The sequence below is a fragment of the Bradyrhizobium archetypum genome (genome assembly GCF_013114835.1).
Taxonomy (GTDB): Bacteria; Pseudomonadota; Alphaproteobacteria; order Rhizobiales; family Xanthobacteraceae; genus Bradyrhizobium; species Bradyrhizobium archetypum.
In genome coordinates this window covers 12,495-33,803 of the sequence record NZ_JAAVLW010000013.1, presented here as the reverse complement: position 1 = coordinate 33,803, position 21,309 = coordinate 12,495, and the positions used below count along the sequence as shown (strand labels likewise).

18 protein-coding genes are annotated in these 21,309 nt (G+C 63.3%); 10 read left to right on the top strand and 8 right to left on the bottom strand.

Translation table 11 applies throughout. The features are described from left to right. Positions 1-29 precede the first annotated feature (29 nt). From cydB to HCN50_RS30905, 8 genes are all read right to left on the bottom strand, one after another. Positions 30-1,040 carry a cytochrome d ubiquinol oxidase subunit II gene (gene cydB / locus HCN50_RS30940; RefSeq protein ID WP_171713665.1) on the bottom strand — a complete coding sequence of 337 codons (1,011 nt, stop codon included), beginning with the start codon at positions 1,038-1,040 and terminating at the stop codon, positions 30-32. After that, positions 1,037-2,434, bottom strand: a complete 1,398-nt coding sequence (locus tag HCN50_RS30935) for a cytochrome ubiquinol oxidase subunit I (RefSeq protein ID WP_171713718.1) — start codon at positions 2,432-2,434, stop codon at positions 1,037-1,039. The genes cydB and HCN50_RS30935 overlap by 4 nt, the downstream gene beginning before the upstream one ends. Before the next feature lie 147 nt (positions 2,435-2,581). Next, positions 2,582-3,547, bottom strand: a complete 966-nt coding sequence (locus HCN50_RS30930) for a hypothetical protein (protein ID WP_171713664.1) — start codon at positions 3,545-3,547, stop codon at positions 2,582-2,584. 218 nt (positions 3,548-3,765) lie between these two features. Continuing rightward, complete coding sequence (locus HCN50_RS30925) at positions 3,766-3,966, bottom strand: hypothetical protein (protein WP_171713663.1); 201 nt, start codon at positions 3,964-3,966, stop codon at positions 3,766-3,768. A gap of 177 nt (positions 3,967-4,143) precedes the next feature. Continuing rightward, a complete protein-coding gene (locus tag HCN50_RS30920) occupies positions 4,144-4,755 on the bottom strand; it encodes a sigma-70 family RNA polymerase sigma factor (RefSeq protein ID WP_171713662.1) in 612 nt (203 codons plus the stop codon). 347 nt (positions 4,756-5,102) lie between these two features. Beyond that, positions 5,103-5,840, bottom strand: coding sequence for a response regulator (locus HCN50_RS30915; RefSeq protein ID WP_171713661.1), 738 nt, complete (start codon positions 5,838-5,840; stop codon positions 5,103-5,105). Further along, complete coding sequence (locus HCN50_RS30910; RefSeq protein ID WP_171713660.1) at positions 5,837-7,582, bottom strand: ATP-binding response regulator; 1,746 nt, start codon at positions 7,580-7,582, stop codon at positions 5,837-5,839. The genes HCN50_RS30915 and HCN50_RS30910 overlap by 4 nt, the downstream gene beginning before the upstream one ends. After that, positions 7,552-9,552, bottom strand: a complete 2,001-nt coding sequence (locus HCN50_RS30905; RefSeq protein WP_171713717.1) for a sensor histidine kinase — start codon at positions 9,550-9,552, stop codon at positions 7,552-7,554. Before HCN50_RS30905 ends, HCN50_RS30910 begins: the two co-directional genes overlap by 31 nt. A 586-nt stretch (positions 9,553-10,138) precedes the next feature. On the opposite strand from HCN50_RS30905, the gene ugpB reads away from it, so the two are divergent. The 10 genes from ugpB to HCN50_RS30855 all read left to right on the top strand — a co-directional run bounded on the left by ugpB (position 10,139) and on the right by HCN50_RS30855 (position 21,226). After that, positions 10,139-11,449: a sn-glycerol-3-phosphate ABC transporter substrate-binding protein UgpB gene (gene ugpB, locus HCN50_RS30900; protein ID WP_283812144.1), complete on the top strand. Its 1,311-nt coding sequence runs from the start codon at positions 10,139-10,141 to the stop codon at positions 11,447-11,449. 205 nt (positions 11,450-11,654) lie between these two features. Further along, positions 11,655-12,608: an aminoglycoside phosphotransferase family protein gene (locus HCN50_RS30895; protein WP_171713658.1), complete on the top strand. Its 954-nt coding sequence runs from the start codon at positions 11,655-11,657 to the stop codon at positions 12,606-12,608. A 227-nt stretch (positions 12,609-12,835) separates the two neighbouring features. After that, on the top strand, positions 12,836-14,458 hold the full coding sequence (locus HCN50_RS30890; RefSeq protein WP_171713657.1) for an ABC transporter substrate-binding protein: 1,623 nt from the start codon (positions 12,836-12,838) through the stop codon (positions 14,456-14,458). 119 nt (positions 14,459-14,577) lie between these two features. Next, complete coding sequence (locus HCN50_RS30885) at positions 14,578-15,591, top strand: ABC transporter permease (RefSeq protein WP_171713656.1); 1,014 nt, start codon at positions 14,578-14,580, stop codon at positions 15,589-15,591. 9 nt (positions 15,592-15,600) lie between these two features. Continuing rightward, complete coding sequence (locus HCN50_RS30880) at positions 15,601-16,500, top strand: ABC transporter permease (protein WP_171713655.1); 900 nt, start codon at positions 15,601-15,603, stop codon at positions 16,498-16,500. Positions 16,501-16,615: 115 nt separating this feature from the next. Continuing rightward, entirely contained in the window at positions 16,616-18,418 is a 1,803-nt protein-coding gene (locus HCN50_RS30875; protein WP_171713654.1) for a dipeptide ABC transporter ATP-binding protein, read from the top strand. Between the two features lie 103 nt (positions 18,419-18,521). Next, positions 18,522-18,704, top strand: coding sequence for a DUF4089 domain-containing protein (locus HCN50_RS30870; RefSeq protein WP_171713653.1), 183 nt, complete (start codon positions 18,522-18,524; stop codon positions 18,702-18,704). Between the two features lie 7 nt (positions 18,705-18,711). Further along, a complete protein-coding gene (locus tag HCN50_RS30865; protein ID WP_235977327.1) occupies positions 18,712-20,109 on the top strand; it encodes an AtzE family amidohydrolase in 1,398 nt (465 codons plus the stop codon). A gap of 2 nt (positions 20,110-20,111) precedes the next feature. Next, positions 20,112-20,525 carry an oxalurate catabolism protein HpxZ gene (gene hpxZ / locus HCN50_RS30860; RefSeq protein WP_171713651.1) on the top strand — a complete coding sequence of 138 codons (414 nt, stop codon included), beginning with the start codon at positions 20,112-20,114 and terminating at the stop codon, positions 20,523-20,525. Next, the gene (locus HCN50_RS30855; RefSeq protein WP_171713650.1) at positions 20,522-21,226 is read left to right on the top strand and encodes a GntR family transcriptional regulator; all 705 of its coding nucleotides are present in this window, start codon (positions 20,522-20,524) and stop codon (positions 21,224-21,226) included. Before hpxZ ends, HCN50_RS30855 begins: the two co-directional genes overlap by 4 nt. Positions 21,227-21,309: the final 83 nt, after the last annotated feature.

Below are 21,309 nucleotides of genomic sequence, written 5' to 3'. Positions count from 1 at the left end.
GAGAGGGCGAGGGGGCGGCTCGTTTGGTTTCAATGATATCCGCTCTCGGGTTTGACCTTGCCGCGGAATACCCAATAGGCCCAGGCGGTATAGCCGAGGATCAGCGGGATCAGCACCGCGACGCCGAACAGCATGAAGAGCTGGCTGTTGGCCGGCGCCGCCGCCTGCCAGATCGTGATGCTCTGCGGCACGATGTAGGGATACATGCTGATGCCGAGGCCAGCATAGGAGAGCGCAAACAACGCCAGCGCCAGGAAGAACGGCTGGTAATCATATTTGTTGGCGAGGCTGCGCAGCAAGAGCACGGTGATCACGGCCACCGTGATCGGCACCTGCGCGGTCAGGAGGACGTTCGGCCAGGCGAACCAGCGATGCGTGTACTCCACATGCAGGAATGGCGTTGCGATACTGACCGCGCCGATCGCGCCCAGCATCGCCAGCAAAAATATCCAGCTCAGATGATAGGCGCGGTCGCGCAACTCGCCTTCCGTCTTCATGACGAGCCAGGTCGCGCCAAGCAGCGAATAGCCGATCACCAGCGATACGCCGGTCAGAATGCTGAACGGCGTCAGCCAGTCCCACCAGCCGCCGGCGTAGTGCCGTCCCTCGACATGCACGCCCTGCAGGATGGCGCCGAGTGCAATGCCTTGCGCCAGCGTCGCCAGCAGCGATCCGCCGAAAAAGGCGATGTCCCACCGGTTTTGCGCCTTGGTCGTGCGCCAGCGGAATTCGAACGCGACGCCGCGAAACACCAGGCCGAGCAGCATCACAATCATCGGCGTGTAGAGCGCCGGCATCAGCACGGCATAGGCCAGCGGAAACGCGGCCATCAGCCCGCCGCCGCCGAGCACCAGCCAGGTCTCATTGCCGTCCCAGACCGGCGCGACGCTATTCATGATGACGTCGCGGTCGTGCTTCTCCGGAAACAACGGAAACAGGATGCCGAGGCCGAGGTCGAAGCCGTCCATCACGACATAGACGAACACGGCAAAGGCGATGATGAAGGCCCAGACGGTGGCGAGATCGACCGCGATATTCATGAGGGGGCCCCCTGGGTGGCGGGCGTGATGCCGGCGGTGCGGATCGGCGCCTCGTGAGACGGTCCCTCTTCACCCGGATGCGGCGGCGCCGCCATCAGGCGCAAGAGATAAATCACGCCAGCCGCGAACACGGCGAAATAGACGATGATGAAGGCAATCAGCGAGGAGGCAACCGCCGGCGCCGCCAGCGGCGAAGCGGATTCAGTCGTGCGCAGCAAGCCATAGACCGTGAACGGCTGGCGCCCGACTTCGGTGGTGATCCAGCCTGCGAGCACGGCGATGAAGCCCGCAGGCGCCATTGCGACCGCGAACAGGTGCAGCAATCGCGAATCGTAGAGCTTGCCTTGCAGGCGCATCAACAGACTGAACATGCCGAGCGCCAGCATCAGCAATCCCATGCCGACCATGATCCGGAACGACCAGAACGCGATCGCAACCGGCGGCCAGTTTTCGCGCGGCACGGTATCGAGGCCGGCCATCGGCGCATCCGGCGAATGCTTGAGAATCACGGAACCCAGCTTCGGCACTTCGACCGCGTAGTCGACCCGGCTGGCGCTCTGGTTGGGCAGGCCGAACAGGATCAGCGGCGCGCCGTCCTTGTGGCTCTGAAAATGGCCTTCCATCGCCATGATCTTCACGGGCTGATGCTCCAGCGTGTTGAGGCCGTGCTGGTCGCCCGCCAGGATTTGAAGCGGCGCCACCAGCGTCGCCATCCACATCGCCATCGAAAACATCACGCGCGGGCCGGCGAGATGGCGGTCGCGCAACAGGTGCCAGGCGCCGACCGCGCCGACCACCAGTGCCGTGGTCAGATAGGCTGCCAGCACCATGTGCACGAGACGATAGGGAAACGACGGGTTGAAGATCACCTTCAGCCAGTCGGCGGCAATGAACTGGCCGTCAGCATTGATGGTGTGGCCGGCCGGCGTCTGCATCCACGAATTGGCCGAGAGAATCCAGAACGCCGAAATCAGCGTGCCGATCGCGACCATCAGCGTCGCCAGAAAATGCAGTTTCGGGCCGACGCGCTTCAGGCCAAACAGCATCACGCCGAGGAAGCCTGCCTCAAGGAAAAACGCCGTCAGCACCTCATAGGCCATCAGCGGACCGATCACCGGTCCGACCTTGTCGGAAAAGGCCGACCAGTTGGTGCCGAACTGGTAAGACATCACGATGCCCGACACCACGCCCATGCCGAAGGCGACCGCAAAGATTTTTAGCCAGTAATTGAACAGGTTGATATAGACCTCGCGGCCGGTCCATAGCCACAGCGCTTCGAGCACGGCGAGATAGCTGGCGAGCCCGATCGAAAAGGCGGGAAATATGATATGGAACGACATCGTGAAAGCAAACTGCGCCCGGGCCAATACCACCGCATCCCAGCCTTCGAACATCGGCACCACCTGTCGCAGTTTCGCCGGGCGCGGCATTTTCGAAAGCGGAACTAGTGTTCTCGAAACTTGCGCCCGAACCAGGCGTGCATCCTACCACGCCCGCCGTGACGATTGTACCTGCATGCGGCGTGGGACAGCCGTGCAAGCCTATCCGCCACCCGATGGATTCGATCTTAGTCGTCGAACGATCTCCGCTTGCACGGCGCGGGTCTGATCCTTGCCGGCCAACGCCGGGCTGCGGATTTTCCTTCCCGTGCGAAGCCGGATGGTGATTACGTAAAGGCTATCCTTGCGACCGCCGCTCTCGACGTCGACGGCCTCGACATCGCTGCCGGCGATCATTTCCACCTCTGTGCCGTTCCACGAAAGCCGTTCAATCCTGATTGCACCATCGTGGACGATCCAGCATGCGCTCATCCGGTTGACGGATCTGAGCAGCACGTAGGCAGCGATCGCGCCGAGCGACCAAACGGCGATCCCGAACGGCGACAATTTGTCGTTCCAGAGCGCATAGATGAACGGAATGCTCAGCGCGCCGGCGAGCAGCACAATGAGAACCTTGAAACCTCGCACCCGTTTGGAGTTGACCGGCTTGCCCAGTCGGATCCCGGCATTGACGGCGTCGAGCGGATTCTCGACCGGTTCGGGATCGGGAAGCCGAAGCAGCCGTGCGATGCGGACGGTGGTTTCGTGCACCTGGGTGACATCAGGCAGCGGGGGCGATGTGAGCACATCTTCCGATGCGGTCACGAATGCCAGGCTGAACTCAATTGATCTGCCGCTGTTCCTTCGCAGATGCATCTTAGATATTTCATCGGGCCTGATCAGCCTTTTGTGCAGCTTTCCGAATGGACGCTGTTCGCCGATCAGGATTCCCCCCGGCGTAATGATCCAGACGACGTTGCGATCAAGCAGCGATGCGCCCAGCAGGAGGCATCCGAACAGCAGTGCAAACAGAGCGGCGATGCCAAGCCAATGACCGCTCGCCAGGTGAACGAGGCCAGGCAAGGCAATCAGGCACAGCAGCGCAGCAGCGCCTGCGAGAGCGAGCCGCTCGTTGAGCGACGTGCCCTTGCGCAGCCTGACCTCATTCTCGTTTGCCGCAGCGTCCATCGACGGCGGCAAACATCACGGCCGCGCGCAGTTACGTCAAGCGGCAAGGCGTGCGGACGATTGCGGCGGCTAATCACGGCTGAACTTCGTAAACGTTACGTCTTTTCCGTGTCGCGCGCGAAACGGGGCTCCAAACAGAGCGACCCGGCTGGGGGGCATCCCGGCCGGGTCGTTGGAGGTAGCTTGGAGGTCCTAGAACTTGGGAGGTGAGAGGAAGTTCAGCGGGGGGTCTCGCTGTCGTAGGAGATCACGCAGATCTCCTTGGGATTCTTGGTGCGGCAATCGACCACCTGTTCGCGCACGAAGGCCGAGCCGGAGTCGCGCTGGACACGGGGCTGGACGTTCTGTGCCGACAGGGTGGCGAGTGTTGCGACCGCGCCGAGCGGGACGATGAAAAAGCGGAAGGACGGCTTCAGCATGTTCGCTCTCCTGTTCGGCGTCGGTGTTGCGTCGGTGATGATCGGTATAGGGAATGAGTTTTTCCGGGTGATGTCGCCAATTGTTTCATTTGTTTCGTCGGGGGTAATCTTTGTCCGTCGAAACCGACCCGGTTTTTCAATCCCAATACCCAGCCAATCAATTGAAATCGCTATGATTTACGCAGCGAGGCTGTCCACGCCGGCGCCCTTAAGCAACTCCGCCAATTGTTTGCGGGCATAGAACATCCGGGTCTTCACCGTGCTCTGGGGAATCCCGATGATCGCGCCGGCCTCTTCCACCGACTTCTCGTGGTAGTAGACCAGGTTGATGATCTCGCGATGCGCCGGCGACAGCTTGGCGACGCAGGCGCGCAGGATCGCGCTGGTGTTGCTGCGGTCGAGCGAGGCCTCCGGCGTGTCGGCCTCGTCGGCGATCTCCAGCACGTCTTCCTGCTCGATGTCCTCATGCTTGCGCTGGCGCAGCGCGGTCAGCGCCTTGAAGCGGGCGATCGACAGCAGCCAGGTTGAGACCTGCGAACGGCCTTCGAACTGTGCGGCCGTGCGCCACACGTCGAGGAAAACCTGGCTGACAAGGTCTTCCGCCATCGTGGTGTCGCGCACCATGCGCAGCACGAAGCGATAGACCCGGACGTTATGACGGGAATAAAGCACGTGCATCGCCGTACGGTCGCCTTTGGCAATACTGACCAGCAGCATTTCGTCTGATGTCGCACGGGCGGCGGCAATCGACTGCTTGGCTGCGGCGTTGATGGCGATGACGTTCGACATGACAGGCTCCCATTGCGCCACGAGGTGCGGCGTTCCGTTGGGAGAATTGTTAATGAGCCTCCGTTTCGGGACGTCTGCTCCAAAGGGGGAAAATGGTTTCGTGCCGCAGAGAATTGTTTCGTCGCACGGCTTGCGACGAAACATTCGGATGAAAAACCCCAATAATTTCAATATGTGGAAAATTGGAAGATTTCAGACGCGGAATAGTTCCGCGGTTGTCGCCCCTCATCCTGAGGAGCGGCGTCGTCGTCGCGTCTCGAAGGATGCAGGCGCGATAGGGGCCACACGGTTCGAGACGGCGCTAACGCGCCTCCTCACCATGAGGGTTGGGCAGAAGCAGCGCGCCGCTAACCCTTCTCGCCGGTCGGCGAGAACAGATAGCCGCCACCGCGAATCGTGCGAATCACGGCGGGCTTGGTCGGATCGATCTCGATCTTGCGGCGGATGCGCATGATGCGCAGGTCGACGGCGCGGTCAAAGGCTTCGGCATCGCGCGCATTGGCGAGCTCCAGGAGCCGCTCGCGCGACAACACCCGCTTGGGATTCGCCGCGAACACTTTCAACAGGCCGAACTCGGACGCCGTCAGCGGGTGCTCGTTGCCTTCATCATCGCGCAGCGCCTGGGCCTCGAGGTCGAGCCATTTGGTGCCGAACCGCACCAATTGCTCCTTCTCCGCCTTTGCCGCCGCAGGCTCCGGCGCGGCCGTCTTGGCCGGCGTGCTGCGGCGAAGCACCGAGCGGATGCGCGCCATCAATTCGCGCAGCTCGCAGGGTTTTGCAATGTAGTCGTCGGCGCCGAGCTCGAGGCCGACGACGCGGTCGATCGGACTTGCGGTTGCCGTCAGCATGATGACGGGAACGTTGATGCGGCTCTTGAGGTCGCGAATGATCGAAAGCCCGTCTTCCTCGGGCATGTTGAGGTCGAGCACGACGAGATCGGGCACGGTGGTCTCGATCTCGCGGCGCAGGCTTTTTCCGCCGTCGCACAGCGTGACGCCGAAACCGTGCATCTTGAGGTAATCGCCGACCATCTCGCGGGCCGGTGCCTCGTCATCGACAATGAAGATGTGCGGGCTCTGGGTCATGTTGTCTCTGTCGCAGGCAGTGTAACGGTAAAGGTCGATCCCTGTCCGGGGCCGGCGCTTTCCGCCGTCACATGGCCGCCATGCATATCGATGATGCGTTTGACGATCGACAGGCCGAGGCCGGTCGAGCTTTCGCCGGCCGTCGGCTTGGCCGATAAGCGCTGAAAACGCCCGAACAGCCGGCCGAGATCCTCCGGCGAAAGGCCGGCGCCCTGGTCGGCGATGCGGATCACCGTGTCGCCGCCCTCATGGGTGACGGTGACCGTGATCTTGCCGCCAATCGGCGAGTATTTGATGGCATTGCTGACGAGATTGTCGATCGCCTCGCGGATCCGGTCGGTGTCGCACATGGTGATGATGTTCGGCGGCGCCGACACCGTGATGGCCTGCTGCTTGTTGACCGCCGAGGGCAGGTTGGAATCGGCGACCTCGGTAACGAGGGCGGCGATATCGACCGGCTCGCGGCGGATCGTGATGTCGAAGGCATCAGCCATCGCATCCGAGATCAGGTGATCGACCATCGAGGTCAGCCGCTTGGTGGCGTCCCTGATGTGCTCGACCTGCGCGGTGATGTTCTCCTTAGGGGACCCGGCGCCGATCAGTTCGGTCAGCATTTCGGTGCGGCCGAGGATCACGCCGAGCGGATTCTTCAAATCGTGCGCCACCGTGCCGAGAATTTCGTTCTTGAAGCCGTTGGCGCGCTGCAGCCTGAGCCACTGCGCCGAGAGCCGGCGGTTGGCCTGCATCAGCGCTCGGGTGCGCTGAGCGACGCGGTCCTCGAGCTGGGTGTTGGCCTCATGCAGTTGCCGGTAGAGAATGACATTGTCGAAGGCGATCGAAAGGCGGCTGGAGAAGATCTCGACCAGCGCGCGGTCGGTGTCGGACAATTGGCGCTCGGCCTGCAGCAGCACCACCACTTCGCGGCCGGAGCCGGTGCGCAAATAAAGCACGCTGCGGTGGTCGGCGAATTCGTTCTTGCGGCGCTGGAAGGCGGCTTCCACCATCGCCCGCAAATCCGGATCGAGCGCCTTGGAGCTGGTGGTGCCGATGAAGCGGCTGTAGCAGCCCGAGCCGGCCAGCACCGAGAATTCGCTTCCCGGGGCGCCATCGTCGCGCAGCACCAGGATGCCGGCGCAATCGACATTGAGCAATGAGGCAAGCTGGGTCAGCACGCCTTCCGCAAGGCGCTGCATCGATTTGAAGTCGTAGAGCGTCGAGGCGGCGTCGATGATGATTTCGAGCCCGCGCCTGGTCTGCACCATGCGCTCGAGCTGCTGGTAGCTGCGCAGCGCCGCCGTCAGCGAGGTGAACAGCTTGTCGGCCGTCAGCTCGGTCTTGGCCTTGTAGTCGTTGATGTCGTACTGGACGATGACGCGACGCTCCGGGGCCTGGCCCGGCTGGCCGGTGCGCAGGATGATACGGACGGTCTCGTTCTTGATCTCGTTGCGGATGTATTCGACGAGCTCCAGCCCCGCGACGTCGGTTTCCATGATGACGTCGAGCAGCACGGCGGCCACGTCGGGATTGTCGCGCATCAGCTTGCGGCCTTCAGCCGCGGAGTAGGCCGACAGGATTTCCAGCGTCGCGCCGTTCAGGCTGTAGTCGCTCAGCGCAAAGCGGGTGCCTTCATGCACCGCGGCATCGTCGTCGATGACGGCGATCTTCCATTTGCGGGCGGACGAGTCCTCCGGAGCTATTCCGGTATCGTCGATCAGGTGGAGGACATCGTCCTGTTCGGCCATTGCGAAGTTCCGTCGGCTGCTGTCTGGTCTGTACTCGTGGACGCCGATCCGCCCTTGGCGACTTTCGGCATGATAATGCGGAAGGTGGTGCCTTGTCCCAGCCTCGACTCCAGCATCATCCGGCCGCCGAGCTGTTGAGTGACAAGATTATAGACGATATGCAACCCCAGTCCGGTACCGCCTTCGTTGCGGCGTGTCGTAAAGAACGGGTCGAACGCTTGCCGCTGCACATCCGGCGTCATTCCAGCCCCGTTGTCGGCAAAAATGATCTCGACATCGTCGCTGCCGCGGGCCCGTGCCGAGATCGAGATCGCCCCGGAACGGCCGTCGGCAAATGCATGATTGGCGGCGTTGAGGAAAAGATTGGTTAATATCTGGCCGTAGGAGCCGGGATAGCCGTCGATGACGAGCCCCTCCGGCACATCGACGGACAGCGTGATCGCCGCCTTCTTCAATACCGGCCTCAAGCTTGCGACGATCTGGTCGGTGGCCTCGCTCAAGTTGAATTGCCGGCGCTCGGCGTGCGAGCGGTCCACCGCCACCTGCTTGAACGACTGGATCAGCTCGCCGGCGCGGTGCAGGTTCGCCACCAGTTGCCCTGCTGCGTCGCGCGAACTCTTCACGAACTCGTCGAGCTTGGAGCGGCGCAACGGCTCGCTGCGCAATTCGGACTCGAACGTTTCGGCGCGCCGCGCAAAGCTCGACGCCACCGTCAGGCTGATGCCGATCGGGTTGTTCACTTCATGGGCGACGCCGGCGACCAGTCCGCCGAGCGCCGCCAGCCGTTCGGCGTCGATCAGGTTCTGCTGCGCGGTGTTGAGCTCGAGCAGCGCGCTCTCGGCTCTTTCCTTGGCGGCGCGCAGCTCGTCCTCGGTCTTGCGCTTGGCGATGGCGTTCTCGCGGAACACATCCACCGCGCGCGCCATGGCGCCGACCTCGTCTCTCGCCGTGGTGCCCTGCACGCGCCGATCGTAATTGCCCGACGTGATCGCATGCATCGCCGCGAGAATTTGCTGCAGCGGCAGCCGGATCGAGAGCGCGATCAGGACGCCGGCGGACAGGATGATGCCAAGGAACATCACGGCGATCGAGAGCACCCGGCGCGAGATGGCGGACAGCGTCTTGTCGAACGTCTCCTGTGCCTTCTGTTCGCGCTGGCGCATCTTGACCGATAGCTCGTCGATGACGGCGATGGCCTCGGCCTGGCTGGCATCGATGGTGTTGCGCAAGAGCTCGGTCCTGACAGCGAGTTGCTCGGTCAGTTTCGCCATGCCCTCGCGCAGCGCCACGGTCCGCGCCTTGAGCCGCGTCAGTGCCATGCGCTGCAGGTCATTGTCGGCGAGCTCGGCCATCACGGGGATGGTCTTCTCGATCGTTTCGGTGTTCCTGCGGGCGTCCTCGGCCGTGGTCGAGGCGGGCGATAGATAATAGGCATTGGCCGCGACCAGCATCGCGGTAAACGCTTCGCGGGATCTCCCGAGCGCCGGCCAGATCTGCGCGTCGCGATGTCCGGTGGCGCCCTCGATGATCGAGTACAGCCCGGCCATTTCCCTGGCCGGCCCCAGCACCTGCTGTTCATAGGTCTTGGTGATGGTGGTCTGCGCGGCGCGCAATTCGCCAAAGCCGTTGAGGAAACGGTCGGTGACCTGTTCGAGCCGCTCCACCGAGTCCGAGAGGATCGGGTCGTTCGCGGCGCGCGTGGTCAACGTGCCGAGCACGGCCTCGCGCAACAGCAGGATCTCGGCGAACAGCTCCGGGCTTGGCTGGTTGATGTAGCGGTGGATCAGGTTCTGCAGCCGGCTGGTCTCGCTTTCGAGATGGGCCAGGATCTTGTCGGACTCCCGGACCTGCCGGACGTCGTCCCAGGCCGAGCCCAGCACCTTCGAGCCGTTCCAGATCAACAGGGCGAGCACTACAACGACGGCGGAGTTCAATCCGGCGATCGACAGAATGCGCCAGCGTATCGGCACCGCGCGCAGCCATTGGACCACGCGAAAGCGGCCGCGCGCGGCGAAGCTCGCCGGCCGTTCCGCGGTTCGCTGCTGTTGCGGTGCGGCAGTCAAGTTCGCTCCGTCCTGAGATGGCGCCGGATCAATACCGGCGTCATCGTCCCGATCAATGCAACGTTGGTACGGTCGGGGTCGGTTGTTCCGGTCCTGATCTGTTCGAGCGCCGTTTCCGCGCCGAACCGGCGGGACTCGCGTACAAAAGCGCCCGTTGAGATCGCCGTGAGCAACAGCGCAACAACAAGCACGAAGGTCCGCCAAAGGTCGGCGCGGCGATACACAGGCGACAAATCCCCTTAGAGATGGAGTCTGCGTCGGGGAGAAAAGGTTCAACGCATTTTTAGCAGAATTTACCGATGCTTGGCTATTGGCCGGCTTGGCCGGCAGCCGGCCTGCCGGAGGTAATCCCGGCAATCCCGCAGCAATCTTTGATTGTGCATTGCGGCGACGGCGGGCGGATTGCAACCACGGCCGCGGGGATTTATGAGGGCGCAGCGGGCAGATAGATCGCCGGCGCAGTAGAGCAGGATAATCACCGGTGAAATGGGCCTTGAGATTCTTGCAATTCGCAGCGCTCATGGCCACGGCGCTGGCGTCTCCGGCGCAGGCCGCCACCGAGATCAATTGGTGGCATGCAATGTCGGGAGAGCTCGGCAAGCAGCTCGAAAAGCTGGCGGCCGATTTCAATGCGTCGCAATCCGACTACCGGATCGTGCCGACCTACAAGGGCAACTACACCGAGACGGTGACGGCGGCGATCTTCGCGTTTCGTTCACGAAGCCAGCCCGCGATCGTTCAGGTCAACGAGGTCGCGACCGCGACCATGATGGCGGCAAAGGGCGCGATCTATCCGGTCTATGAATTGATGCGCGACCAGTCGGAAGCGTTCTTGCCGGAGGCGTATCTGCCGGCTGTGACCGGCTACTATTCAGACGTCGACGGCAACATGCTCTCGTTCCCCTTCAACGTCTCGACGCCGATCCTCTACTACAACAAGGATCTGTTCCGCGCCGCGGGCCTCGATCCCGAAGCGGCGCCGAAGACCTGGGCCGAGGTCGGCGCGGCGGCGAAGCGCCTGCGCGCGGCCGGCTCGCCGTGCGGGCTCACCACATCCTGGCCCTCCTGGATCCTCATCGAGAATTTTTCCGCATTCCACAATCTGCCGCTGGCAAGCCGCGCCAATGGCTTTGGTGGGCTCGACGCCGAGCTGACCTTCAACAATCCGCAGGTGGTGCAGCACATCGCGCAACTCGCGGAATGGCAGGCGACCAAAATTTTCGATTACAGCGGCCGCGGGCAATCGGCCGAGCCGCGCTTTCAGAAGGGCGAATGCGCCATCTTCATCGGCTCGTCCGGAACGCGCGCCGACATCAAGGCCAATTCCAAATTCGAGGTCGGTTACGGATTGATGCCATACCGGCCCGAAATCGCCGGCGCTCCGCAAAACTCGATCATCGGCGGCGCCACCCTATGGGTGCTGCGCGACCGCCCGAGTGCCGAATACACCGGCGTCGCGCGCTTCTTCGCCTATCTTTCGAAGCCGGAAATTCAGGCGGCCTGGCATCAGCACACCGGCTATCTGCCGATCACCCGCGCTGCCTTCGACCTCACCCGCGCGCAGGGCTTCTACGACCGCAACCCGGGTGCGGCGATCGGAATCGAGCAGATAACGTTGAAGCCGCCGACCGAGAACTCGAAGGGAATCCGGCTTGGCTCTTTTGTTCTGATCCGCAGCGTGATCGATGAAGAACTCGAGCAGGTTTTCCGCGGCAAGCAGACCGCGCAGGCAGCCCTCGACCTCGCCGTCGATCGCGGCAACCGCCTGCTGCGCCAGTTCGAGCGGGCCAACCCGGATAGATAACCTCACCGCCGTCATTGCGAGCGGCAGCGAACTGTCGTCATTGCTGGGAGCGAAGTGACAACGGAAGCGCCGTCATTCCGGGATGGTGCGTTAGCACCAGACCCGGAATCTCGAGATTCCGGGTTCGATGCTTTGCATCGCCCCGGAATGACGGCGTTTCCATTTCGCTTTGCTCGCAATGACGGCAAACAAAGTTGGCGTCCGCATGACCGCATCACTTCCCGCCTTCGCCGACTACGAGGCCTTCCGCCCCTTTCGTGCGGCCCCCTCACAATGGCTGCCGATCGCGCGCGACATCGCTCGTGGCCATGGCCTGGCGTGCACAGCGCCGCACGTGTTCTCTACCGGCACCAATCTCGTCCTCGCTCTCGACGAAGAACTGATCCTAAAAATCTTCCCGCCGTTTCTTCGCGGCCAATTCGCCTCGGAACGCAGCACGCTCGCGCAGCTTCATGGCCGGCTTCGTCTCGCGATCCCCGAAATCGTCGTCGAAGGCGAGCGCGACGGATGGCCATATCTCGTCATCACGCGGCTGTCGGGTACGTTGGGCGCGGATGCCTGGCCGTCCTTGCCGGAACGGGACAAGGAGCGCGTGCTCGTCGAAATCGGCGAGACCATCGCGGAAGTGCAGCGCGCACCCGTCGGACCGCTCGCAGACGTCGAGCCGGGCTGGGACGTCTTCATGCGTGGACAGATCGAGGGGTGTCGTGCCCGGCATACGCGTCTCGGATTGCCGCAGAAATTTCTCGATGGGCTGGACGAACTCCTGCGCGATGCGGCCACCCTGGTTGCGCTGGATGGGCCGCCGGTGATCCTGACCGGCGAGTACATCCCCGAAAATTTCTTGCTGCGCCGGGGCGGCTCGGGTTGGCGGCTCGCGGGATTGATCGACTTCGGCGACGTGATGACGGGCAGGGGCGAATACGACCTGTTGGGTCCGAGCGCCTTGATGGCCGCCGGCATGCCGCGCCGGGTGCGGAGCCTGTTCGAGGGCTTTGGCTACTCCGCCGCGGATATCACGCCCGACCTGAAGCGGCGGCTGATGGCGCTGATGCTGCTGCATCGCTTCGGCGACCCGACCAGGCAAATTGGTGTCGAGGGTTGGCAACAGAAGGCCGCCGACCTCCATGAATTGCAGGATCTGCTCTGGCCGATCTGAGGAACCGCCCAGCAACGGAGCGCTCAAGTATCTGCATGTAAAATGGGCAAATCTGCCGCTTTGTATGCAATCCGCCAGGATGTCGCACCTCGCGGCACGGGAGAGGTTCGAGATATTTGTCTGCAGAATCAGGCGGTTCGGGCGGCAGCAACCCTTTCTTAAGGGTTGGCACAAACCTTGCGATTCCAGTTCCAAGGCCGTTTCCCCAGGCGTTGGAGCATCATCCCATGAAACGTCGCGACTTCCTCAAATCCGTGTCGGGGCTGGCGGCCGCCGGCGCACTGACGCCGGCACCGGCGATCTGGTCCGCCGCCAAGGCGGACGCGCGGTCGGAGACGCTGTTGATCGTCTCCGAAAGCGGCCCCAACAATCTCGACATTCACGGCGTCGGCACCAACGTGCCCGGCTACGAGGTGTCGTGGAATTGCTACGATCGCCTGATCAGCCACGAGATGAAGAGCGGCCCCGGCGGCGTGCCCTATTACGACCGCGACAAATTCAAGCCCGAACTAGCCGAGGACATGAATGTCGGCGACATGTCGGTCACCTTCAAGCTGAAGAAGAATGCCAAATTCCACGACGGCGCGCCTGTTACCGCCAAGGACGTCAAGTGGTCGCTCGATCGTGCCGTCAGCGTCGGCGGTTTCCCGACCTTCCAGATGGGCGCGGGCTCCCTAACCAAGACCGAGCAGTTCGTCGTTGTCGACGACAACACGGTGCGGATCGATTTCGCCAAGAAGGATCGCCTCACCATCCCCGATCTCGCGGTCATCGTGCCCTGCGTAGTCAATTCCGAGCTGGTGAAGAAGAACGCCACCGAGAAGGACCCCTGGGGCCTCGAATACACCAAGCAGCAGACCGCGGGCTCCGGCGCCTACAAGGTGGTGAAGTGGACGGCCGGCACCGAAGTCGTCATGGAGCGCAACGACGCCTGGGTCGGCGGTCCCTTGCCGAAAGTCAAGCGCGTGGTCTGGCGCATGGTGCCGCAGGCCGGCAACCGGCGCGCACTGCTGGAGCGCGGCGATGCCGACATCTCCTACGATCTGCCGAACAAGGATTTCGTCGAGCTGAAGGACAACGTCAAGCTCAACATCGTCTCGGTGCCGTATTCCAACGGCGTCCAGTATATCGGCATGAACGTCAAGATCGCGCCGTTCGACAACGTCAAGGTCCGCGAGGCCGTCGCCTGCGCGATCCCCTATCAGAAGATCATGGATGCGGTGCTGTTCGGTCTGGCCAAGCCGATGTTCGGCGCCGCTGCCGACAAGGCGACCGAGGTGGCGTGGCCGCAGCCGACCAAATATTTCACCGACATCGCCCGCGCCAAGGCATTGCTGGCGGAGGCCGGCTATCCCAACGGTTTCGAGACCACGCTGTCGTTCGACCTCGGCTTTGCCGGCGTCAACGAACCGCTCTGCGTGCTGGTGCAGGAGTCTCTCGCGCAGATCGGCATCAAGACCACCATCAACAAGATCCCCGGCGCCAACTGGCGCACCGAGCTGAACAAGAAGGTGCTGCCGCTCTACACCAATGTGTTCTCCGGCTGGCTGGACTATCCCGAGTATTTCTTCATCTGGTGCTACGACGGCAAGAACTCGATCTTCAACACCATGAGTTACCAGTCGAAGGCGATGGACGAGTTCATCGCCGGCGCTGTCGACGCTGCCGCGGTCGGCAATACAGCCAAGTACGACGCCGACGTAAAGGGCTTCGTCGACCTCGCCTTCAAGGACATACCGCGCATCCCGCTCTATCAGCCCTACGTCAACGTCGCGATGCAGAAGAACGTGTCGGGCTATCAGTACTGGTTCCACCGCAGGCTCGATTACCGCGCGCTGGTGAAGGCGTGAGTTGGCGAATGGCGAGTAGCGAATAGGGAGTAGTGAATGGGAAAGGACGATAGTTTCCGATTATTCGCCATTCGCTATTCGCTATTCGCGTGCGCCAAGCGAAGCGTAGAGCGCTGCCCATGCTGACCATGATCGGCAAGCGGCTGATGTTTGCGATTCCCTCGCTGATCGGGGTTGTGATCGTCACCTTCCTTCTGACCCGCGCGCTGCCCGGCGATCCCGCCGCCTATTTTGCGGGGCCTGCGGCGAGCAAAGAGGCGATCGAGCAGATCCGCAAGAAACTCGGCTTCGACAAGCCGCTGATCGAGCAGTTCTTCCGCTACACCAATGATCTCGCGCATGGCGATTTCGGCACGTCGTTGACGACGGGCCAGCCGGTCGCGACCGAAATCCGCAACCGCCTGCCGGCATCTGCCGAGCTGACGCTGCTCGGCCTGATCGTCTCGATCACAATCGCAATCCCGCTCGGCGTGCTGGCGGCGACGCGGCCGGGCTCCTGGATCGACCATCTCTGCCGGGTCACCACGACGGCCGGCGTGTCGTTGCCGGTGTTCTTCACTGGCCTGGTGCTGGTCTATGTTTTCTATTTCAGGCTCGGCTGGTCGCCGGCGCCGCTCGGCCGGCTCGACGTGTTCTACAGCGCGCCAGCGCACGTGAGCGGCCTCTATTTGATCGATGCGCTGATCGCGCGTGATTTCGAGACGTTTCGTTCCGCATTGAGCCAGTTGATCCTGCCGGCGGCGACGCTCGCGATCTTCTCGCTGGCGCCGATCGCGCGCATGACGCGGGCCTCGATGCTCGCGGTGCTGGCGTCCGACTTCGTGCGCACCGCGCGCGCCAGCGGGCTTTCGCCGTCGACGGTGATCGTCACCTATGCATTCCGCAATGCGATGCTGCCGGTCATCACCACGCTCAGCATGGTGTTCTCGTTTCTCCTGGGCGCCAACGTGCTGGTCGAAAAAGTCTTCGCCTGGCCCGGGATAGGATCTTACGCGGTGGAAGCGCTGATCTCGTCGGACTTCGCGCCGGTGCAGGGTTTCGTGCTGACCATGGCGGTCATGTACGTGCTGCTCAATCTGTTCATCGACATTCTCTACGGCGTGATCGATCCGCGCGTGCGGCTTGAAGGGTGAGGTTGGAACATGAGTAGCGTTGCGCCTGCCGTTGAACCCGCTGCGCCCGGGCGTGCCTCAGGGCTATCAGCGACATTCGAGCACGTCAGATACGTGCTCGGCGAGAACCGCGTCACGGCCTTTGCCTTCGGCCTTCTGATCATCATTCTGTTCGCCGCGATCTTCGGCCCTTACATCGTACCCTACGATCCGCTCGCCAGCGACACCGCGGCGGCGCTGAAGCCGCCGTCTGCGGCGCACTGGTTCGGCACCGATCAATTGGGCCGCGATATCTTCAGCCGCGTCATCGTGGCCACAAGGCTGGACACCTTCATCGCGGTCGCCTCCGTGGCGCTGGTGTTCCTGATGGGCGGGCTTGCCGGCATCGCTGCCGGCTATTTCGGCGGCTGGACCGACCGCATCGTCGGACGCATCGCCGACACCATCATGGCTTTCCCGTTGTTCGTGCTGGCGATGGGCATCGTCGCCGCGCTCGGCAATACCGTGCAGAACATCATTATCGCAACCGCGATCGTGAACTTCCCGCTTTATGCGCGTGTCGCCCGCGCCGAAGCCAATGTCCGCCGCAACGCCGGTTTCGTGCAGGCGGCACGGCTGTCCGGCAATGGCGAAGCGCGCATTCTGCTGGTGCATATCCTGCCCAACATCATGCCGATCATGATTGTGCAGATGTCGCTGACCATGGGCTACGCGATCCTCAACGCCGCCGGCCTTTCCTTCATCGGGCTCGGCGTGCGGCCGCCGACGGCGGAATGGGGCATCATGGTCGCGGAAGGCGCCACCTTCATGGTTTCTGGCGAATGGTGGATCGCGCTGTTCCCGGGTCTTGCGCTGATGATCGCGGTGTTCTGCTTCAACCTGCTCGGCGACGGCTTGCGCGACATCGTCGATCCGCAGCGGAGGACGTGATGGCTGATTCAAGCCTTGCTCGTCTCAGCCCCCGCATCGGAGGAGGAAATGCGACAGGAGTGCTGACCGTTCTACTTTGCATGGGGTTGTTTTCGAGATTTTGGCGGAGGTCGCCATGACGGCGCAGCCTCTGCTCGACGTCCACGACCTCACCATCGAATTCACCACCCGGCGCGGCATCGTCAAGGCGGTGCAGCACGTCAATATCTCGGTGGCCAAGGGCGAGACGCTCGGCATCGTCGGCGAGTCCGGCTCCGGCAAGTCGGTGACCTCCTATGCCGTGATGCGGATCCTCGACCGGGCGGGGCGGATCGCCGAGGGTTCGGTGATGTTTTCCGGCATCGACGTCAAGGCGGCAAGCGAGAACGAGATGCGCGATTTGCGCGGCCGCGAAATCTCGATGATCTTCCAGAACCCGCGCGCGGCACTGAACCCGATCCGAAAGGTCGGCGACCAGATCGAGGACGTGCTGCGCCAGCATGTGCAGAGCGCCGCCAGCGACCGCGGCGAAAAGGCGATCGAGGCGCTGGAGCAGGTCAAGATCGCCCGTCCCCGCGAGCGCTATCACGCCTATCCGTTCGAACTCTCCGGCGGCATGTGCCAGCGCGTCGTCATCGCGCTGGCGTTGGCCTGCAATCCGCAGCTCCTGATCGCGGACGAGCCGACTACCGGCCTCGACGTTACCACGCAGAAGGCGGTGATGGATCTGATCGTCGAGCTGACCAAGCGCCGGCACATGTCGACGATCCTGATCACGCATGATCTCGGCCTCGCCGCCGCCTATTGCGATCGCGTGGTGGTGATGGAGAAGGGCCGCGTGGTGGAGACAGCGAAGTCCGCTGATATCTTTGCCAGGCCCGAGCACCCCTATACGCGGAAGCTGATGCGCGCGACGCCGCGGATTGGCGTGTCGTTGCGGGATCTGCTTCCGGAGGAGGAGGTTGCGCTTTCTTCAGCCTCTCCCCGCCTGCGGGGAGAGGCCGACGCGCGCAGTGCGGCGGGTGAGGGGGACTCTCCGCAGACTGCGCTCGCTGAAACAGCCCCTCACCCCGACCCTCTCCCCGCAGGCGGGGAGAGGAAGCAGAAACCGCTCCTCCTCGTCGAAAAGCTGGTCAAGGAATATCCGCGCCAGGGCGCGGGCGCGCTGCTGTCAAAACTGTTCTCACGCAAGCCGCCGGTGGAGGCGGAAGTGTTCCGCGCCGTCGACGGCATCAGCTTCACGGTTGGCCATGGCGAGAGCGTCGGCCTGGTCGGCGAATCCGGCTGCGGCAAATCGACGACCTCGATGATGGTGATGCGACTGCTGGACCAGAGCTCCGGCCGCATCGCGTTTGACGGCGAGGAGATTGGCGCCATCCTGCCGCAGGCCTTTGCGCGGCTGCCGCAGCGCAAGAGCATCCAGATGGTGTTCCAGGATCCGACCGACAGCCTCAACCCGCGCTTCACCGCCGCGCGCGCCATTGCGGATCCGATCATGCAGCTAGGCAACATCAGGGGGCGCGACGCGCTGCGCGCGCGATGCGAGGAACTTGCCGGGCTGGTCGGTCTGCCGGTCAATTTGCTCGATCGTTTCCCGCACCAACTATCCGGCGGCCAGAAGGCCCGCGTCGGCATCGCGCGCGCGATCGCGCTGCATCCAAAACTCGTGATCCTCGATGAGCCGACGGCGGCGCTCGACGTATCCGTGCAGGCCATCGTGCTCAACCTGCTGCAGGATCTGAAAGCGTCGATGGGCATGAGCTATTTGTTCGTGTCGCATGATCTGAATGTGGTGCGTTTGCTATGCGATCGTGTCATCGTGATGCGTGCGGGCCGAATCGTCGAGCACGGCTCGTCGGAGCGCGTGCTTGGCGATCCCCAGGACGGCTATACAAAGGAATTGCTGACGGCGATCCCGCATCCGCCGTTGCCGGTTTAGCTGTTGCCCTGCGAAAGCGGGACATCCAGTACTCACCGATGGCGGTGTTTACTGGATTGCCCGGTCAGGTCGGGCGATGACAAGGAAGAGAAGGTGGAGCGAAATGGCTGCCGATCATCTTGATAATTACATCGATGCTGTATCGAAAGCGCTGGCGCTGTCTGTCGAGGAAGCCTGGCGTCCCGCAGTACGGGCCAACCTCGACGTGTCGCTGAGATTGGCGCGGCTGGTCGATGAATTCCCGCTCCCGGATGAAACCGAGCCGGCCAGCGTCTACACCGCCTGAGAATGTCATGAGCGCAAACACCGACGGGCTTTCGGCCCAACAGATCGCGCAAGCCGTAACCGATCGTAAGCTTTCCGCGCTCGATGCGGCCGAGGCCGCGCTGGCGCGGATCGCCAAACATGATCGCGTGCTGAATTCCTTTACCGACGTCACTGCGGATCGCGCCCGCGCCACAGCCAAAGCGATCGATGCCAAAATCGCCGCCGGCGAAAAGGTCGGTCCGCTCGCCGGTGTGCCGTTTGCGGTCAAGAATCTGTTCGACGTAAAGGGCCTCGCCACCCGCGCCGGGTCGAAGATCAACCGCGATCTTGCCCCCTCGTCACGCGACGCCACGCTGATCGAGCGGATGGAGGCGGCCGGTGCCGTCCTGGTCGGCGCGCTCAATATGGGCGAGTACGCTTATGATTTCACCGGCGAGAATGTGCATGATGGTCCGTCGCGCAATCCGCACGATCCCTCGCGGATGAGCGGCGGCTCCTCCGGCGGCTCCGGCAGCGCGGTCGGCGGCGCGCTGGTTCCAATCGCGCTGGGCTCGGACACCAATGGATCGATCCGGGTGCCGTCGTCGTTCTGCGGCGTCTTCGGCCTGAAGCCGACCTACGGCCGGCTGTCGCGGGCGCGAACCTTTCCCTTTGTCGCTGGCCTCGATCATCTCGGTCCGCTGGCGCGCAATGTCGGCGACCTCGCGCTGGCCTATGACGCGATGCAGGGGCAAGATGCGGACGATGCGGCGTGCACGACGCGGCCGGTCGAGCCGGTCACGTCGCTGCTGGCGAACGGCGCGGACGGTTTGCGGGCCGCGGTCGCCGGCGGCTATTTCCAAAAGAACGTCTTTCCCGAAGCGCTCGAGGCGGTGTCGCGCATTGCGAAAGCGCTCGATGCCACGATGACGGTCGAACTTCCCGAAGCCGCGCGCGCCCGCGCGGCGGCTTACGTAATCACGACCACCGAGGGCGCCTCGCTGCATCTCGATCGCTTGCGCAAGCAGCCGAATGATTTCGATCCCGCAGTCCGTGACCGCCTGATCGCCGGCGCCATGGTGCCGGCGCCGCTGGTCGACCGCGCGCAAAAATTCCGCCGCTGGTATCGCGCGCAGGTGCTGGAGCTGTTCAAGTCGGTCGACGTTATCATCGCGCCCGCCACGCCCTGCATCGCGCCGAAACTGGGTCAGGTCAACTTCGTGCTCGATGGCGTCGAACTGCCGGTGCGCGCCAATATCGGCATCCACACCCAGCCGATTTCGTTCATCGGCCTGCCGGTCGTGGCGGTGCCGGTGCCGCTGCAGCCGATGCCGATCGGCGTGCAGATCATTGCCGCGCCGTGGCGGGAAGATATCGCGCTGCGGGTGGCGCATGCGCTGGAAAGAATGGGCGTCGCCGCTGCGCCGACGCCGAGAGGGCTGTGACGATGGAGATCGACCTTCCCGACGTGCTCGCCGAAGTCACGGCGCAGTTCGAACGCTACGAGAGGGCGCTGGTGGCGAATGATGTCGCGGTGCTGGATGAATTGTTCCGTAACGATCCGCGCACGCTGCGCTATGGCATTGCCGAAAATCTCTACGGCTATGAGGCCATCATGGCGTTTCGCGCCGCGCGCTCGCCGGTCGGGCTGATGCGGCGAACTGACAAGACGGTGATCACGACCTATGGCCGGGACACCGCCGTCGCGTCGACGCTGTTCTATCGCGACAATGCGCCGGGCAGGGTAGGGCGGCAGATGCAGACTTGGGTCCGGTTTCCGGAAGGTTGGAAGATCGTCGCCGCCCATGTCAGCGTCATCGACGTGTCAGAATCTTCCAAGCAAGCGGATCAAAAGACATGAGCCTGGAGGATTTGCCGCAAACCACGGTTCGCCGTGTCGACCGGCCGTCGTCGCAACGCGACAAGGTCACGCGCGCCGAAGAACTGAGATTGCAGCTTGCCGACGAGATCGTGCGCGGCGTGTTGCCGCCGGGATCGCCGCTCGACGAGACCGACATCGCGCGCCGCTTCTCCGTCTCGCGCACCCCGGTGCGCGAGGCGTTGCGGCAACTGGTGGCCAGTGGCCTGATCGAAGCTCGCGCCCATCGCGGCGCTGTGGTGGCGCGGCCCTCGCTCGATCGACTGACCGAGATGTTCGAGGCGATGGCGGAGCTCGAAGCGCTGTGCGCGGGCCTCGCTGCCGAGCGGATGTCGCCTGCGGATCGCCAGAAGCTGGAAGCGATCCACGAGGAATTGCGGGTGCTCAGCCATGCCGGCAATCCCGAACGGTTTCACGAGGTCAACGAGCGCTTCCACAACGCGATCTATGCCGGGTCGCAGAACGGCTACATCGCCGAGATGACGTTGGCGACGCGGGTGCGGGTGCAGCCATTCCGCCGCGCCCAGTTTCGCAACCTCGGGCGTCTGGCGAAATCGCACGCCGAGCACGACCGCGTGGTCGTCGCGATCATGCGGGGGGACAAGGCCGGAGCCGCGGCTGCGATGCGTGCCCATATCGAGCTGGTGCGCGGAGAGTACGAGCTCTACGCGGTGTCGGTGTAAGTATCTGTCGTTGCGAGAAGCGAAGCGACGAAGCGATCCATCGGTCCGCGCGCGTGGAGGGATGGATTGCTTCGCTTCGCTCG

Bases quoted from the DNA above. Each gene is read 5' to 3' on its own strand.
- HCN50_RS30895 (WP_171713658.1), top strand. From the start codon at position 11,655: ATGACCGCATCACTTCCCGCCTTCGCCGACTACGAGGCCTTCCGCCCC.
- HCN50_RS30870 (WP_171713653.1), top strand. From the start codon at position 18,522: ATGGCTGCCGATCATCTTGATAATTACATCGATGCTGTATCGAAAGCG.
- HCN50_RS30865 (WP_235977327.1), top strand. From the start codon at position 18,712: ATGAGCGCAAACACCGACGGGCTTTCGGCCCAACAGATCGCGCAAGCC.
- HCN50_RS30890 (WP_171713657.1), top strand. From the start codon at position 12,836: ATGAAACGTCGCGACTTCCTCAAATCCGTGTCGGGGCTGGCGGCCGCC.
- HCN50_RS30910 (WP_171713660.1), bottom strand. From the start codon at position 7,582: ATGGCCGAACAGGACGATGTCCTCCACCTGATCGACGATACCGGAATA.
- cydB (WP_171713665.1), bottom strand. From the start codon at position 1,040: ATGAATATCGCGGTCGATCTCGCCACCGTCTGGGCCTTCATCATCGCC.
- HCN50_RS30880 (WP_171713655.1), top strand. From the start codon at position 15,601: ATGAGTAGCGTTGCGCCTGCCGTTGAACCCGCTGCGCCCGGGCGTGCC.
- HCN50_RS30935 (WP_171713718.1), bottom strand. From the start codon at position 2,434: ATGTTCGAAGGCTGGGATGCGGTGGTATTGGCCCGGGCGCAGTTTGCT.
- HCN50_RS30875 (WP_171713654.1), top strand. From the start codon at position 16,616: ATGACGGCGCAGCCTCTGCTCGACGTCCACGACCTCACCATCGAATTC.
- HCN50_RS30915 (WP_171713661.1), bottom strand. From the start codon at position 5,840: ATGACCCAGAGCCCGCACATCTTCATTGTCGATGACGAGGCACCGGCC.
- hpxZ (WP_171713651.1), top strand. From the start codon at position 20,112: ATGGAGATCGACCTTCCCGACGTGCTCGCCGAAGTCACGGCGCAGTTC.
- HCN50_RS30920 (WP_171713662.1), bottom strand. From the start codon at position 4,755: ATGTCGAACGTCATCGCCATCAACGCCGCAGCCAAGCAGTCGATTGCC.
- HCN50_RS30930 (WP_171713664.1), bottom strand. From the start codon at position 3,547: ATGGACGCTGCGGCAAACGAGAATGAGGTCAGGCTGCGCAAGGGCACG.
- HCN50_RS30885 (WP_171713656.1), top strand. From the start codon at position 14,578: ATGCTGACCATGATCGGCAAGCGGCTGATGTTTGCGATTCCCTCGCTG.
- HCN50_RS30855 (WP_171713650.1), top strand. From the start codon at position 20,522: ATGAGCCTGGAGGATTTGCCGCAAACCACGGTTCGCCGTGTCGACCGG.
- HCN50_RS30925 (WP_171713663.1), bottom strand. From the start codon at position 3,966: ATGCTGAAGCCGTCCTTCCGCTTTTTCATCGTCCCGCTCGGCGCGGTC.